This is a genomic window from Bacterioplanes sanyensis (assembly GCF_014652515.1).
GTDB lineage: Bacteria > Pseudomonadota > Gammaproteobacteria > Pseudomonadales > Oceanobacteraceae > Bacterioplanes > Bacterioplanes sanyensis.
In genome coordinates this window covers 122086-137130 of sequence record NZ_BMYY01000007.1, presented here as the reverse complement: position 1 = coordinate 137130, position 15045 = coordinate 122086, and the positions used below count along the sequence as shown (strand labels likewise).

Below are 15045 nucleotides of genomic sequence, written 5' to 3'. Positions count from 1 at the left end.
GGCGTACACTGCCGGCTCTGCTTTACAGGGGTATGTGGATGGGCCATATCATTGTTGCCATTTTGAAGTTATCAGGGCTGATTCCCTTGCGTTGGGCGCAGCGTTTGGGGGCGGGTATCGGTTATTTGCTGTCACGGTTTCGCAATCGCTCACGCGAGGTGGCGCGCTTGAATCTAGAGCTGGTGTATCCACAGCTCTGCGATCAAGAACGCCAACAGTTGTGGAGAGAAACGCTGCGTCAGACCGGTATGGTGTCGATGGAAATGGGCGTGTTATGGGGAGCCAGCCCAGAAAAGGGTTTGTCGCTGGTACGCAATGTCCACAACCTAGAATATTTGCAGCAAGCGTTAGCAGAGCAAAAAGGGGTTCTGTTTTGCGTGCCGCATTTGGGCAACTGGGAAGTGCTCAATCACTACATTACCCAGCTCACTGACGTGGTAGCTATGTATCGGCCAGCCAAAGATCCGGTGCTTGATCGCTGGATGCTGAATAGCCGACAGAAGACGGGGATACGTCTGGTGCCCACCACATCCGCCGGCGTTAAAGAGTTGTTTCGCTCCATTAAACGCGGTGAGTTTGTCGGTATTTTGCCAGATCAGGAGCCGCGTCCTCGCAGCGGTGTGTTTGCGCCGTTTATGGGCATGCCAGCTCTGACGCCCAAGCTCTGCCACGAGTTACTGCAGCGCAGCGATGCCGTGGCTTTGTTTGGTTTTACTCGCCGCTTGCCCAAGGGTGAGGGCTTCGATATTCACTTTGTAAAACCTGACGATGATATCTATTCCGAGGATGCGGTGACCTCTGCGACGGCCCTCAATAAGGCGATTGAAGCCTGTGTGCAGCATGCCCCAGAACAGTATCAGTGGACCTACAAACGCTTTAAGCGCCAGCCCGATAACGGCAAAAACCCGTACCGGGTGGCAAAAATCCGCTAACGCTGGTGCGGTAACAAGTTAAAGCGCCGGGCCAGCCAATAGTCGATGCTGGTGTAGCGCCCGCCGCCGGTGAAGAACAAGCTCAGCAGCATGATGAAATACGTGGCGGCAAACTCAATGCCATTGTTGAGAATGACCACCGAGCCGCGCCCCGTCAGCCAGCTGTAGTTGCCGTGCTCACGTAAAATCGATTTGGCCCGCTCCAGTCGCTCAGCGGCTTCTAATACTCGCTCGTTGGCCAGCCAGCTGGATGCATCGGCAATGGCCAACCAGCCATTGGACCAGTGCACGGCAAAGGCTGCCACCAACATGGTGACCATCAAGGGAATGCTGATCCAGCGCACCGCTAACCCCAGCAATAGCAGCAGGCCGCCAAAAAACTCGGTGCCGGCCGCTAAGGCGGTCATCAGCTCAGGCGCAGGCAGGCCTAAGCCCCAGTCTGGGTTGCCAAACCAGGCGGCGGTGTCGTCAAAGTGACTGAGTTTGTTCCAGCCGGCCTGCAGCATCACCGGGGCCAGATAAAGGCGCAACAGCAAGGGCGCCAAGCCCTCTGCGATGGACGTTTGTTGCAGCCGTCGGTGGGCCGGCTGATAGAGGCGTAACAATGGGTTCATTCTGTGCTCCAGCGTGAAGGGTAAGGCTGGGGGAATCGCTCCCCCGGTCGGCGTGATCAGCTATGACCGCCGCACTTACCTTCGCCACATTTGCCTTCAGATTCGGCTTTGCCACCGCATTTGCCTTCACCGCACTTGCCTTCAGACTCGGCCTTGCCGCCGCACTTACCTTCACCGCATTTGCCTTCAGATTCCGCTTTACCGCCGCATTTGCCTTCGCCACATTTACCCTCAGCATGCTTATCGGCCAGTTGATAGCCTTGGCTCAGGGGTTGTGATGCAAAAGGATTATCAGCCGGCGCTGTGGCGGCTTGGCTGGTGGCTGCGGCGCTCAGTAAAAAGGCGGCGGTTAAAGAGGCAGAAACGGGCTTGAATGACTTTTTCATAGGGCTTTCTCATCTGTTGAATTAACGGGTTGAGCAAGGGCTCTTAGCCTGCGTACTGCCTTTGTCGCCAAAGGCTCGCGTTCATTACAACAGCCCAGCAAAAAAATTCAGCCGGTGGGAGGAAACGCGCACTGGTTCACAAACCGGTGCGCGATCAGTCTTTTTGATCAGGGCGATCGCGGTATTGGCGGGTAAGGTCGCGCAGCGTGCCCACTTGGCGGCCAAACTGGCGGCAGGCACTGCAGAGGGTGGTGTGCATTTTAAGCGCCATTTTTTCACGCATGGATAACGGCCGCTCCATGGCGTCCGACTGCAGGCGAGTGGCTTGTTCACAATTCAGCATGATGCTCCCCTTCAAACCAATGGTTGCTGAGACATTCGCGCAGACGCAGCCGTGCGCGATGCAGCAGCACATGGAGGTTGCTGGTGGACAGTGCCAGGTTGTGGCAAATGTCTGCGCTGCTGAGTTCCAGCATTTCACGCATCATAAAAACGCGCCCTTGTTCTGCTGGCAGGTGATTGAGGCAGTAATCAAAAATACGCCAGAAATCATCACTTAACGCCTGTTGGTCTGTGCCCTGCCAGCTGTTGGGCTTGTGCTGAGCCTGCCAATGGCCGCTGTCATCAAACCATGAGTCGTCGCCATCCCCACATTCATTACACTCATCGTAAGAATCGCTTTCCAAGTTGCGATAGCGTTTGCGTAAGGTATCGGCAATCTTGTTGCGCAGGATGGTGAAAATCCAAGTACGCAACGCCGCTCGATGTGCGAAGCGTTCCATATTGCGCAGTGCCCCAGCCAGTGCCTCTTGCACCACGTCTTCAGCTTCTTGTTCATGGTTAAGCTGAGAACGGGCAAACGACAGCATTTGGTCACGCACTTGCTCAACAAATGCTTGGTCATCGAGTGATTCATGACTCATGGCACCTTCCCCACGGTTAGCTGCGCCAGAAAGCTGGGCTGATCAGCACCAGCAAGGTGAAAATCTCCAGCCGCCCCAACAGCATAGTCAGCGATAAAATCCATTTGGCAGTATCTGTGATATCCCCATAGTGCGCTGCCACATCGCCCAACCCTGGGCCAAGGTTGTTCAGGCAGGCGCCGACGGCGGAAAAGGCGGTGACGTGATCGAGGCCGGTGGCCAGCAGCGCCAGCATCATCACCATGTAGGTAATCACATAGAGGGCAAAGAAGCCCCACACGGCCTCCAATACGCGCTCATTAACGGCAGTCGGCCCCAGCTTGACGGGAATAATGGCGTTGGGGTGCACCAAGCGGCGAATTTCACGTACGCCTTGTTTGTGAATCAGCAACACGCGAATGGCTTTCATGCCGCCGCCGGTGGAGCCTGCGCAGCCGCCGATAAAGGCCATCATAAACAACAATACCGGCAGAAAGATGGGCCACACAGAGAAGTCAGCGGTACCAAAGCCAGTGGTGGTCGCCACCGACACCACTTCAAAAATGCCATAGCGGATGGAATCGGCCCAGCCGTAGGTTTCAGTCAAGTACAGCGCCGGTACCGTGAGCACGATGCCGCCGGCAATGATAAAGAAAAAGAACTTGAGCTCAGAGTCGCGAGCATAGTGCAGCAAGGCTTGGGCTTTGTTGTGCCAGGCAAAGAAGTGCAGACCAAAATTGAGCGCTGAGATCAGCATAAAGACCACCGCAATCATCTCGATGGCGGCACTGTCGAAATGGCCAATGCTGGCGTCGTAGGTGGAAAACCCACCAATGGCGACGGTGGCGAAGCTGTGGGCAACGGCATCAAACACATCCATGCCGGCCAGCCAATAAGCCAGCGCACAGGAAATGGTCAACATCAGATAGATGTTCCACAAGGCCTTGGCCGTTTCAGCAATGCGTGGCGTCAGCTTGGAGTCTTTGATCGGGCCTGGCGTTTCAGCACGAAACAACTGCATGCCGCCAATGCCCAGCATCGGCAAAATGGCCACAGCCAACACAATGATGCCCATGCCGCCCAGCCATTGCAGTTGCTGGCGGTACCACAAGATGGACTTAGGCAAATGATCGATGCCGGTGATGACGGTGGCACCTGTGGTGGTCCAGCCCGATAATGACTCAAAGAAGGCATCGGTAAAGCTAAGATTCGGGTTGTCCGCCAGCATAAACGGGAACGAGCCCGTCAGTGACAGCACCAGCCAGAACAACACGGTAATCACAAAGCCGTCTCGGGTACGCAACTCATGGCGCACGCTGCGCACTGGCAGCCAGCTTATAAAGCCGATGCCAAAGATAATCAGCAAAGCCATAGCAAAGGCTTGCGTCGCTTGGTCCTGATACCACATGGACACCAGCATGGGCGGCACCATGGTCAAACTAAATAGCATCAGCAAAATGCCCAGCACCCGGGCGATCACGGTAAAGTGCATAGTTACGCTCTAGAAGAATCCGAGGCCCACTTGGAAGGTGCGTTCAACATCGGGAATATGGCGCTTATCGACCACGAACAAGATCACATGATCTTCAGACTGAATCACCACATCCGACGTCGCCATGATGACTTCATCACCGCGCACCACGGCACCAATGGTGGTACCGGGCGGCAGGGTAATTTCGCTGATGGTGCGGCCAACCACTTTGGAGGTGCGGCTATCGCCGTGGGCAACGGCTTCAATCGCCTCGGCCGCACCACGACGCAGGGAGTGTACATTGGCCACATCGCCGCGCCGCACATGGGTCAGCAGGCTACCAATGGTGGCTTGTTGCGGCGAAATTGCGACGTCGATCATGCCGCCTTGCACCAAATCGACGTAGGCGGCCTTGTTGATCAGTGTCATCACTTTGCGTGCACCTAAGCGCTTGGCCAGCAGCGACGACATGATATTGACCTCATCGTCATTGGTGAGGGCGCAGAACACATCGGTGTTTTCGATGTTTTCTTCTTCCATTAACGCTTTGTCGGTAGCACTGCCAAACAGCACCACGGTGTTTTTTAGGTGCTCGCTGAGAAACTGGGCACGATTGCGAGAATGTTCAATCAGCTTTAAGCGGTAGTCTTTTTCCAAGTTACGCGCCAAGCGATAACCAATATTGCCACCGCCAGCGATGATAATGCGTTTGTAGGAATCCTCGGCCCGGCGAAGCTCGCCCATCACCGCGCGAATATTGGCCTTGGCGGCAACAAAGAACACCTCATCGTCGGCTTCAATCACTGTGCTGCCAATAGGCTCAATAGCTTGGCCGCGGCGGAAAATAGCGGCCACGCGGGCATCAATGTTGGGCAAGTGTTCTTTCAATGTTTGAATTTGCTGGCCTACCAAGGGGCCGCCATAAAATGCCTTAACGGCCACCAGCTGTACCTTGCCACCAGCGAAATCCAGTACTTGGAGTGAGCCTGGATACTGCAGCAGACTGCTGATGTAGTCGGTAACGACCTTTTCTGGCGAGATCAATACATCAATGGGGAAGCCCGCTTCACTAAACAGCAGGCTTTGCTGCTTACTGTATGCATTGGAGCGAATACGGCTGAGCTTTTTCGGCGTGCGAAATAGGGTGAAAGCGACTTGGCAGGCGACCATGTTGATTTCGTCGGAGTTAGTGACGGCAATCAACAGGTCGGCGTCGTCGGCCTCGGCTTCTTCCAATGTTCTTGGGTGGGACGCATTACCGACGACGGTTTTGATGTCGATACGGTCTTGCAGCTCGCGCAGGCGCTCCTGGCTGGTATCGACAACGGTAATATCATTCTGCTCGTTGGCGAGGTTCTCTGCCAAAGTGCCGCCTACCTGGCCGGCACCGAGAATCACGATTTTCATGGACGACCTCTGTCATTGCTCCGGGATCACCGGTTTGGCTAGTCCGCCTTGTGCAGCAGCGCGTAGAAGAAGCCGTCGTGGCCGTTCTGTTGCGGTAGCAGCTGGCGACCGGCATTACAGGCATTTCCCCAAGCTTTGTCCAGTTTTTGTAGCTGTGCATCGGCGTTTTCTGCCACAAAGCGCTCAATCTGGTCGTTGTTTTCCTGTGGCAATACCGAACAGGTGGCATACAGCAGCCGGCCACCCGGGCGCAGTGCTTGCCACGCCAGAGCGAGCAATTGCGCTTGGGTGTTTGCTAGGGCGGCAATGTCTTCGCGTCGGCGCAGCAGCTTGATGTCTGGGTGACGACGAATCACGCCGGTGGCTGAGCAGGGCACATCCAATAAAATGGCATCGTAATGCTGGCTTGGCCAGCTCTCTGCCTCAAGCATGTCAGCGCATTGCAGTTCGGCGGCTAGCTGTAACCGCTGTAGGTTGTCGCTGACGCGCTGCAGGCGATGCTCGTCGATGTCGGCGGCAGTGACGTGGGCGTCGGCCATTTCTAACAGGTGACAGGTTTTACCACCGGGGGCGGCGCAAGCATCGAGAATGCGCTCGCCGTTTTGTGGCTGCAGCAGCTGTGCCGCCAGCTGGGCGGCTTCATCCTGCACGCTCACATGACCGTCAGCAAAGCCTGGCAAAGCCGTTACATCCTGGCTGTGGGCCAAATAAATACCGACATCGCTGTGGGGCGCGGGGGCAGCGTCGATACCGGCTTGCTGCAATTGCTGCAAATAATCATCACGGCCGATCTGACGAGCATTGACGCGCAAGCACAAGGGCGGCTTGTCGTTGTTGCCCTGTAAAATCGCGTCGACGTGCTCGGGCCAAGCCTTGGTGAGCATTTTGACCAGCCACTTAGGGTGGCTGGTGGCCGTTACTGGGTTGTCGTCCAACGGCGGCGTGAGGCTTTCATACTCACGGCCAAAACGGCGCAAACAGGCGTTGATCACGGCTTTGCCGTAACTCTTGCCCAACTCATCGCAGACACCTACCGTGGCATGCACGGCGGCATGAGGGGCTTTGCCTTGCACGTGCAATTGGTACAAACCGATGATCAGCAGCGCGTGTAAATCTTGGTCGCTGTCGTCAAAGGGGGTTTTTAACAGCATCTTGGCAAGCGCGTTGAGACGCTGAAAATAGCGACAGCTACCTAAGGTTAAGTCGCGTAAAAAGCCACGATCGGCTTCGTCGACGCGTTGCTCCAAGCTTGGCAAGGCCTGGTTTAAAGATTGCCCTTGCATGACCAGGGACAGCGCCCGAGTGGCAGCGGCACGGGCGGAAAGCGGCGCACGTGCGGCGCCGTAAAGAGATGAGGTCACGATTCGGTTACCGAGCTAAAAACGTAGTTGGGTTGCAGCAGTTGCGGTTGGCCGTTGAGCACGTCAGCAATGGTCATGGCCTTTTTGCCCGGCAATTGAATGTGCGTCAGGCGCAGCAGGCCTTGGCCGCAAGCGACATCCACGCCATCACTGGCACTGCGAACTATGGTGCCAGGCAATAATGTGTGTGGTTTGTGCACCGCCTCGGCGGCAAGAATGCGAATGCGCTCATTGCCTAACAGTGAATACGCCATGGGGACTGGGTTAAATGCGCGCACTTTGAGGGCCAACTCAGAGCTTGGCTGCTGCCAATCCAGCTGGGCTTCGTTTTTGCTAAGTTTGCGCGCATAGCAGGCTTGGCTGTCGTCTTGTTGTTCCGGCTGCAGGGTGCCGTTTTCCAGCGCAGACAAGGTGTCTAGTAGCGCTGGTGGCCCCAGCTCGGCTAAGCGATCGTGCAAGCTGCCGCCCGTGTCTGTTTGGCTGATGACGGTGGTCAGTTTGTGCAGCATGTCACCGGTATCCAGACCTTCATCCATCTGCATGATGGTAATGCCGGTGCAGCTATCACCGGCTTCCAGGCTGCGCTGAATGGGCGCCGCGCCGCGCCAGCGCGGCAGCAACGAGGCATGCACATTGAGGCAGCCATGGCGCGGTGTGTTGAGCACGGAGGCAGGCAACAGCAAGCCATAGGCGACAACAATCATAACGTCGGCTTGATGCGCCGCCAGTTGCTCAACATCGGCCGGATCTTTGAAGTTGAGTGGCTGATAAACGGGCAAATCGTGCGCTAAAGCGACTGCTTTAACCGCACTGGGAGTGAGCTTTTTGCCGCGTTTGGCCGGCCGGTCGGGCTGAGTATAAACAGCAACGACTTCGTGCTCGCTGTCGATCAACGCTTGCAGGTGCACAGCGGCAAAATCCGGCGTGCCGGCAAAAATCAGTTTCAAAGCCATATCAACGCTGTCCTTGGCGAGCTTCGAGTTTGTGCTTTTTATCCAGCTTGTCTTTGATGCGCTTGCGCTTCAACGCCGACAGGTAGTCGACCATGAGTTTGCCTTCCAAATGATCGACCTCATGCTGGATGCAAACTGCTAACAGACCTCGGCATTCCATTTCAAATGGTTGGCCATCTCGGTCTAGCGCTTTTACCAAGCAGTGCTCAATCCTGGAAATTTCTTCATAAAAACCCGGCACAGACAGGCAACCTTCCTGCATACTCTCTACTTCGCCTTCCAGCACGGTGATTTCCGGGTTTATGAACACCAAAGGTTCGCTTTTATCCTCGGAAACGTCGATGGTGATGATGCGCTCATGCACATTGACCTGTGTGGCTGCCAGACCGATGCCAGGTGCGTCGTACATGGTGTCGAACATATCGTCGATGATGCGTCGCACTCGGTCGTCTACAGTCTTAACAGGCTGCGCGACATTGCGTAAGCGTGGGTCCGGGTATTCGAGAATATCGAGTATGGCCATAATGTCTCTATCGATAGATTAACTGTGCGTATAGAACTGCAAGCAATTGACTTGCTAAACTGGCTGGCGATACAGAAAGCAAGTGCGCGGTTCCGGCCGTCAGGCAGGAGCGGCTTTGCCGCCGCAGCGCTGTCGACTGCGCATCGTCAGATGCGTTCATGATAAAGGGAATACAGGATGAGCAAAACCATCAAGCGCGTTCTTCTTACCGGTTTGCTGTGTCTGTCGACCACGGTCGCGGCGCTGCCGTTAAAAGCAGACGCGCCAGAGCGCTACCAGGTCAAAGACGGCGATACCTTATGGGACATCTCTGAGCGTTTCACCAACGACCCCTGGCAGTGGCCGGAAATCTGGTACCTTAATCGCCAAATTGAAGATCCGCACCTGATTTTCCCTGGCGATATGCTGGCACTGATTGATGTTAACGGTGAGCGACGAGTGACTGTGGTCAAGCGTGGCGACAGTGCGCGCACCATCAAACTATCGCCTGGCTCAGAACCTGGCACCATGAAAATGCACCCTACGGTGCGGGTTGAGCCGATTGAGTCGGCTATTCCGGCCATTCCAATGGATGCCATTCGTGGTTTTTTACGTGACCACCGGGTGGTGGGGCCGAAAGAGTTGGATAACGCACCCCGTGTGCTGGCCGGTCAGGAAGGGCGCATCTTGATGGGCGCTGGCGGCACAGTGTATGCCCGTGGCAAGATTGGTAACAAAGTCGCAGCGGCTTATTCAATTTATCGTCGTGGTCAGGTTTACCGTGACCCAGAAACTGATGAAGTGCTGGGCTTAGAAGCTTTGGATATTGGCCAAGGCCGAGTGACCGCAGTTGATGACGACATTTTAACGCTGGAGCTGGAGCGCACCAATCAGCACGTCTCGGTCGGTGATTTGTTACTGCAAACCGAAGACCGTCGCTTGATGTCGCGTTTTATTCCGCAATCCCCCAAACAAGATGTCAGCGGCCAGATTCTGGCGGTATCGGGCGGTGTCAGTCAGGTCGGTCAGTTCGATGTGGTGGTACTGAACCGTGGCGAGCGCGATGGCTTAGAAGCCGGCAGCGTGTTGCTGGTCAATAAAGCCGGTGAAGTGGTATATGATCGAGCAGAAGACGAGTACGTGCGTCTACCGTCTGAGCGTGCTGGCATTATGATGGTGTTCCGCACCTACGAAAAAATGTCTTACGGCTTAATTATGCGTGCTACCAAAGCCTTGCGGGTGGGCGACCAGTTCGTTTCTCCCTAAATAACCTAGCAGGATTTGCCTATGCTCACGGACGAGCAGCTATTGGCATGGTGGCGTTTGCGCCGCCTGCCTCGCCTTGGAAATACCTCCCTCAATGAGTTGCGTCAGCAACTGTCTGATCCTCGTGATTTAGCCCAGCTCTCGGGCGAAGATTTAGTTCAATTCGGTGTGAATGCCCAGCTGGCACAGCGCTGGTGTACGGATGCCAGTCTCAGTCAGGGCTTTGAGAAGCTGCAGCAATGGCGACAGCACAGCGATGGCGGCGTGTTGCTGGCGGGCACGCCGCCTTACCCTGAACCTTTGGCGGCATTAACGGATGCTCCCATCATTCTTTATTACCGCGGCCAGTTAGAGGCCTTGCAGCAGCCGGCGGTGGCCATGGTCGGCAGCCGCAACCCCAGCCGTTATGGCATCGAATGGGCACAACAGTGTGCCGGACGTTTGGCGGCAGCGGGTTTGACCGTGGTATCTGGCTTGGCACTCGGCATTGACGGTGCTGCCCATGAGGGCGCCGTCAGCCAAGGGCGCAGCATTGCAGTGTTGGGCTGTGGCCCTGACATTATTTACCCCAAGCGGCATCAGTCGCTGGCTCACTCACTGCTCCGCCAAGGCTTGATTTTATCGGAGTTTGCCCCAGGCACGGCGCCGCGGGCGCAGCAGTTTCCATCGCGCAATCGCATCATCAGCGGTTTGAGTGGCGGTGTGGTGGTAGTCGAGGCGGCGTTGCGCAGTGGCTCGTTGATCACTGCCCACCAAGCTGCGGAGCAAGGGCGTGAAGTCATGGCCTTGCCGGGTGCGGTGAGCAATCCGCTCAGTCAGGGCTGTCACCAGTTGATTCGCGAGGGTGCCACCTTGGTGCAAAGCGCCGACGATGTGCTGCAGCAATTGGGCATACTGGCCTTGCAGTCTGCGCCTTCTGAGGCCGAGCCAGGCATCAGTAATCAATCCCAGCCTGGCTTGGTCGCTTGTGTCGACTTTGCGCCCACGGCGGTGGATGTTATCGCCGTGCGCAGCCAGCTGAGTGTGTCCGAACTGCTGCCGCAGCTGTTGGAGCTGGAACTGGCCGGCTGGCTGCGTCAGTCTGGCGGTGGCTTTGTGCGCCTAAGGTGAGCGCAGTGCCTTGGCTAACAGCTGTTGCAAGGTATCGCCGTCGCTGGCGTATTGCCAGAACACCCACACCGACCACTGCTCAAACTCCGGGCTGATGCTGAGCTGCAACTGGCTGCCGATATGATGCTGGCTACGCCCTAGGCGATGCAGCAGTGCGAGGTCAGCGCTGGCGGCCACACCGGCCTCATCGCTGCTGTCTTGATAGCACTGGCTGCCGCTGTTGAACCAAGCTTTCAGGCAATCCTGATGGTGCACCTGATAGCCCAGCGACCACTGGCTGCGCCAGTAAGTGCGACGTGATAGTGGTTGTTGCCAGTGTGCAAAAACCCCCATGCGCACCAGCATTTGCGGGCTGAAATAGCCACCATGGCCGCGACTGAAACCACTGAGGTTGCGTTGGAAGCGGCTGGTGAGTAGCTCTGGGCCAAACGCCAGTTCACCGCGTCGCATGGCGGCGAGAAAGCTCAGCCGGCTATAAAAGTTAATCGACTGATTGCGGCGTACATCTTCGCCCTGGTGTTCGGCGACATCTAGGCTGGCCAGCACGTCGCTGTGCTCTGCCAACTGGGCATAGGCGCTGATGTTGAGCTGGTCTTGCAGAACCCGCCCCCAAGCATCTGAGCCGTAGGGGTCCTCCACGCCCACATAAGACAACATGCTGTCGCGCTTGGCGCTGCGCTGACCCGCAACTGAGATACCGGCCGCTTCATCGCCGATATTAAAGCCGGCATGGCCGGTCCAGCGGGCGTCCACTTCAGCGCCCATCGGCGTGGTTCCCAGCCCCAGATCGAGCCCCAGCCAACTGCCCTGGTAGCGGTAATTGAGGCTGGGTTCGAGCAATAAGCCTTGGCTGCCACTATCAGTTGTTCGGCGCGGGCAGGGGTCTTCTGCTGGCGCCAGTAAGCACTCTGGCGTGCCCAGCGGGCTGGTATCGGTGCTATCGCCACTGTTTAGTTGCAGCAAAGATAATTGGCCAAACCATTGGTGGCGTGAGTAATGTGGCTGCCAGTGCAGTTGCACCACCGGCATGCGCAAGGCGGTGAGCTGACTGGTGCCGCGCTCACCGCTGCGCTGCTCTATGCGCATGCCCTGAGTGCTGACCCAGCGCGAACCGGACCACGGCTGCAGCACAATGCGGCCGTTAGAGTCGAGGTCGAAGTAGTCGGCATCCACGCCATCGCGGGCGGCATCAAAGGTACGCTGATAGCCCAGCAGTGGGCGCAAACTGCCTGGCTGCTGTGTCGCCAGTTCCGCGGCATCGTCGAGGCTATTGTCAGCGTAGGCGCTGAACATCAATGCCGCCGCGCTATCGGGGTTGCTGTCATCCAGTTGATAAGCCGTTTGAAACGCATCGAAGGCGTAGCCGTAATCCTGCAGGCGATAAAGAGACCAGCCGCGCAGCTGCCACTGCTCGGCATTCAGTGGTTGGTAGCCCTCGAGTTTATCCAGTTGTTGCAGGCTTTGTTCGTAATCTTCGTCGCGGTAAGCCGCACTGGCACGCTGGCTGAGCAAGGCCGCGAGCAAGTCGCGTTGTGCTGGGCTATCGGGCTGCTCATGCACCAGCTGCTGCAATAATTGCTCAGCTTCCTCGGTACGTTGCAGTTGAATAAATGCGGTGGCGAGGGCCAGACGGTCCTCACCGTTGCTCTCACTCCAAGCAATGGCACGTTGACGCCAATCAATGGACTGTTGCAGCTGGCGCTGACGTGGCTCGCCTTGCAAGCGATCGGCGGCCTGACCATGCGCCGCCGCCAGTGCCCGTGCCAAACCGGCATCTTGTTGATGCTCGGTGTAGCGCTGTAGGTTGAGACTCAAGCGTTGCATGTGCTCGGGGTCGTCGCTGTCCAATAATTGCGCGGCCTGCTCACCGGCCAGTTGCTGGCGCAGTTGTGCCACCATCGCCTGGGTTTGCGGATCATACTCGGGAATCGACAGTTGATTGCGCTCGCCGCTTAAATCGCGCACCAAAGGGTCGGTTGCCAGAGTTTTAATCAAGCCGTGCTGGTTGTGCTGCTGTAACGCGGCCTGCAGTTGTTGGCTGTGGCTGGCGCTGTAAAACAGGCCTTTGGCTAAATCGTCACTGGGCTGGCGCTGATACAGTTGGCTAAACAAGGCGTAGGCTGGGGCAAATTGCTGTAAATGGTACAGCGACCAAGCGCGCATACTGCTGTGATCGGTATTTTCCTGACGCTGCCAACGCTTGGCGTTATCCAGATGCCCGAGGGTGTCTTGGTAGCGCTCTTCCTTAAACGCTCGGCTGGCGCGCTGACTGGCGATTAAATAGCGCTGGCGACCATTGGCATAGCGGCTCAATTGTTCTGCCGCTGCTAGGTTGCCTTGATTAATATGCAACCAGATTTGCGCCTGCATATCTTCGGTTTTGCCGCCGGACCACACTGCCGCTTGCTGGCGCCAACTCAGGGCAGCGTCGTACTGCTGCTGGCGGGTTAGGCTGTCTGCCAATAAGCGCGCCATACCGATATCACGGCGCTGGCGAATGTCGTCTTGATAGCTCAACAACCAGTGGCTGGCGGCGGCATAGTTACCTGCGCGGAACAGGGCTAGCGCCTTGTCATTGCGTTGTTGGTGTAGCCAGGTTTGCAGCTGGCGGCGAGGTTTTTCTGCCTGCAGGCGCTGTAGCTGTTGTTGCGCCAGTGGTAGCACCGCGTCGCGGCCGAGAACATCGCGCGCCTGGTACAGGGTCGCTAGGCGATCATTGGCGTCTGGGCAATCCTCTAGCAGGCGTTCGAAAGTCTGCAATGCCGCCTCCGGCATGGCCCGCTGCTGAAAGTTACGTGCCGTGTTCCAGCCTTGTTGCATGCCAGGACAATTGCCTGACGCTGTGCTGGCTGGCGAGGTTGTGCTCGACCCTGAAACCGGCCCTGAAACAGGCGTTAGTTGTGAGCTGCTCAGGGCGGGTGAAGAATCATTTGCTGCGCTGCTGGCATCAGCCTCTTCAACGGGCAGAACGGTCACTTGCTGAGGTTGCTGCACAATTTGTACGGGCTGCGCGCTGGCGTTGGCTTCCAAAGTCTCGCTTGCTGCAATGCCTGAGCACCAAACTGTTAGCATGAGCGCTATTAACATCAATCGCTTCATCATGGGGTGTTCCCTTGTTCGTCGCTGGCCATAACAGCCAGCAGGGCGAGCACGGCGGAATAATAATCGCCGGGTTGCTCAGGGGTGCATTGGGCCGGTGGTGCTGTGCTGCGCCCTGTGAGTAGTAACTCGCGTATCTGCATGGCCCCAGGTGATAAGGGGTAGCTGGCCTGTTGATGACCATCGAGGCTAATCCAGGCCGGTGGCTGTGATTGGCGTGCCAGCCAATAGCGCACGCTGTCGGGCAGCTGCTCGCAGGCGTTGGCCCAGCATAAGTACAGTGGGATACGAATGGCTTCGAAGCCAAAGCGACCACGGCGTTCGCCGTACTGCTGCAGTTGGTTATCGTGACTGAGCAATAACCAGTCGGCGGGTAAGCCCAGTTCATTGGCTTGGCTGCTGTCGCGCAGTAGCCGCAAGCCGGCGTCGATCAGCCGTTGCCACGGCCCTTCGGGTTGATGTTGGGCAAAACTGCGTAAGGCCGGATACAGCCAGTAAGCCAGGTTGTACTCATGGCCATCGTCATGACTGAAGCCGTCAACGCCGGGCAACAGCAATATTTGCTCGCCCTGAGTGCGCAGCAGGTGTTGTTTGATGTCGGCTAACAGTTGCAGGGCGTGTTGCTGCCACTGCGGCCGTTGCCAGCGCTGCGCCCCACGCAGCAGAGCCCAAGCGACGGCAATGTCGCCATCGCTGGCGTTGTTCAGGTCTGGCGTGTGGGGTGCCTTGGGTTGCCACTTCCAGATCAATAAGTGATCGTCATGGCGCTGTTGCAGGTGCTGGCGCGTCCAGCTCCACAGTTGTTCAAACTGCGCCTCGTTGCCCACCGCCGAGGCCGCCAGCATGGCGTAGCCCTGACCTTCGGAGTGGCTGATGTGGCCATTGCCGGTATCGATCACGCGCCCGGTCGGGTCGATAAAACAATGTCTGAAACTGTCCCAATGCTGTTGCAGCAGAGACGGCTGTTGGCGCGGCAGCCAACTGGCCGCCCAGCTTTGACCCGCTAGCAACAAGGTACATAGCAAAACCATGGCAAGCCGCA

The 15045-nt window shown here is 57.0% G+C and carries 14 protein-coding genes; 3 read left to right on the top strand and 11 right to left on the bottom strand.

Annotated elements, in window-relative coordinates; translation table 11 throughout:
* The first annotated feature begins 8 nt into the window (after positions 1-8).
* Positions 9-932, top strand: coding sequence for a lysophospholipid acyltransferase family protein (locus IE090_RS11770; protein ID WP_308428504.1), 924 nt, complete (start codon positions 9-11; stop codon positions 930-932).
* On the opposite strand, the gene IE090_RS11765 is transcribed toward IE090_RS11770, so the two are convergent.
* The 9 genes from IE090_RS11765 to def form a co-directional block, all read right to left on the bottom strand.
* On the bottom strand, positions 929-1546 hold the full coding sequence (locus tag IE090_RS11765; protein ID WP_189388583.1) for an HvfX family Cu-binding RiPP maturation protein: 618 nt from the start codon (positions 1544-1546) through the stop codon (positions 929-931). The genes IE090_RS11770 and IE090_RS11765 overlap by 4 nt on opposite strands.
* 56 nt (positions 1547-1602) lie before the next feature.
* A complete protein-coding gene (locus IE090_RS11760; RefSeq protein ID WP_189388582.1) occupies positions 1603-1932 on the bottom strand; it encodes an HvfA family oxazolone/thioamide-modified RiPP metallophore in 330 nt (109 codons plus the stop codon).
* A gap of 154 nt (positions 1933-2086) precedes the next feature.
* A complete protein-coding gene (locus IE090_RS11755) occupies positions 2087-2275 on the bottom strand; it encodes a zf-HC2 domain-containing protein (protein WP_189388581.1) in 189 nt (62 codons plus the stop codon).
* Positions 2262-2855: a sigma-70 family RNA polymerase sigma factor gene (locus IE090_RS11750; protein WP_189388580.1), complete on the bottom strand. Its 594-nt coding sequence runs from the start codon at positions 2853-2855 to the stop codon at positions 2262-2264. The genes IE090_RS11755 and IE090_RS11750 overlap by 14 nt, the downstream gene beginning before the upstream one ends.
* 16 nt (positions 2856-2871) lie before the next feature.
* The gene (locus IE090_RS11745; protein ID WP_189388579.1) at positions 2872-4326 is read right to left on the bottom strand and encodes a TrkH family potassium uptake protein; all 1455 of its coding nucleotides are present in this window, start codon (positions 4324-4326) and stop codon (positions 2872-2874) included.
* A gap of 9 nt (positions 4327-4335) precedes the next feature.
* Complete coding sequence (gene trkA, locus IE090_RS11740; protein WP_189388578.1) at positions 4336-5712, bottom strand: Trk system potassium transporter TrkA; 1377 nt, start codon at positions 5710-5712, stop codon at positions 4336-4338.
* 38 nt (positions 5713-5750) lie between these two features.
* Positions 5751-7073, bottom strand: coding sequence for a 16S rRNA (cytosine(967)-C(5))-methyltransferase RsmB (gene rsmB / locus IE090_RS11735; RefSeq protein WP_229815740.1), 1323 nt, complete (start codon positions 7071-7073; stop codon positions 5751-5753).
* Positions 7070-8026 (bottom strand): methionyl-tRNA formyltransferase, encoded by a 957-nt coding sequence (gene fmt, locus IE090_RS11730; protein WP_189388577.1) that lies wholly within the window; start codon positions 8024-8026, stop codon positions 7070-7072. The genes rsmB and fmt overlap by 4 nt, the downstream gene beginning before the upstream one ends.
* A gap of 1 nt (position 8027) precedes the next feature.
* Positions 8028-8549 (bottom strand): peptide deformylase, encoded by a 522-nt coding sequence (def, locus tag IE090_RS11725; RefSeq protein WP_189388576.1) that lies wholly within the window; start codon positions 8547-8549, stop codon positions 8028-8030.
* A 177-nt stretch (positions 8550-8726) separates the two neighbouring features.
* Here def and IE090_RS11720 point away from each other — a divergent pair, with 177 nt between their 5' ends.
* Positions 8727-9794, top strand: a complete 1068-nt coding sequence (locus tag IE090_RS11720) for a LysM peptidoglycan-binding domain-containing protein (protein WP_189388575.1) — start codon at positions 8727-8729, stop codon at positions 9792-9794.
* A 21-nt stretch (positions 9795-9815) separates the two neighbouring features.
* Positions 9816-10904, top strand: coding sequence for a DNA-processing protein DprA (dprA, locus tag IE090_RS11715; RefSeq protein WP_189388574.1), 1089 nt, complete (start codon positions 9816-9818; stop codon positions 10902-10904).
* On the opposite strand, the gene IE090_RS11710 is transcribed toward dprA, so the two are convergent.
* Both IE090_RS11710 and IE090_RS11705 read right to left on the bottom strand, forming a co-directional pair.
* A complete protein-coding gene (locus IE090_RS11710; protein ID WP_189388573.1) occupies positions 10896-13724 on the bottom strand; it encodes a cellulose synthase subunit BcsC-related outer membrane protein in 2829 nt (942 codons plus the stop codon). The two genes, dprA and IE090_RS11710, sit on opposite strands and share 9 nt — an antisense overlap.
* A 278-nt stretch (positions 13725-14002) precedes the next feature.
* Positions 14003-15034, bottom strand: coding sequence for a family 8 glycosyl hydrolase (locus IE090_RS11705; protein WP_189388572.1), 1032 nt, complete (start codon positions 15032-15034; stop codon positions 14003-14005).
* Between the last annotated feature and the right edge of the window lie 11 nt (positions 15035-15045).

Excerpts from the sequence above, each read along its gene's own strand:
- IE090_RS11765 (WP_189388583.1), bottom strand. The coding sequence starts at position 1,546 with ATGAACCCATTGTTACGCCTCTATCAGCCGGCCCACCGACGGCTGCAA.
- IE090_RS11760 (WP_189388582.1), bottom strand. The coding sequence starts at position 1,932 with ATGAAAAAGTCATTCAAGCCCGTTTCTGCCTCTTTAACCGCCGCCTTT.
- IE090_RS11755 (WP_189388581.1), bottom strand. The coding sequence starts at position 2,275 with ATGCTGAATTGTGAACAAGCCACTCGCCTGCAGTCGGACGCCATGGAG.
- IE090_RS11750 (WP_189388580.1), bottom strand. The coding sequence starts at position 2,855 with ATGAGTCATGAATCACTCGATGACCAAGCATTTGTTGAGCAAGTGCGT.
- IE090_RS11745 (WP_189388579.1), bottom strand. The coding sequence starts at position 4,326 with ATGCACTTTACCGTGATCGCCCGGGTGCTGGGCATTTTGCTGATGCTA.
- trkA (WP_189388578.1), bottom strand. The coding sequence starts at position 5,712 with ATGAAAATCGTGATTCTCGGTGCCGGCCAGGTAGGCGGCACTTTGGCA.
- fmt (WP_189388577.1), bottom strand. The coding sequence starts at position 8,026 with ATGGCTTTGAAACTGATTTTTGCCGGCACGCCGGATTTTGCCGCTGTG.
- def (WP_189388576.1), bottom strand. The coding sequence starts at position 8,549 with ATGGCCATACTCGATATTCTCGAATACCCGGACCCACGCTTACGCAAT.
- IE090_RS11720 (WP_189388575.1), top strand. The coding sequence starts at position 8,727 with ATGAGCAAAACCATCAAGCGCGTTCTTCTTACCGGTTTGCTGTGTCTG.
- dprA (WP_189388574.1), top strand. The coding sequence starts at position 9,816 with ATGCTCACGGACGAGCAGCTATTGGCATGGTGGCGTTTGCGCCGCCTG.
- IE090_RS11710 (WP_189388573.1), bottom strand. The coding sequence starts at position 13,724 with ATGCAACAAGGCTGGAACACGGCACGTAACTTTCAGCAGCGGGCCATG.
- IE090_RS11705 (WP_189388572.1), bottom strand. The coding sequence starts at position 15,034 with ATGGTTTTGCTATGTACCTTGTTGCTAGCGGGTCAAAGCTGGGCGGCC.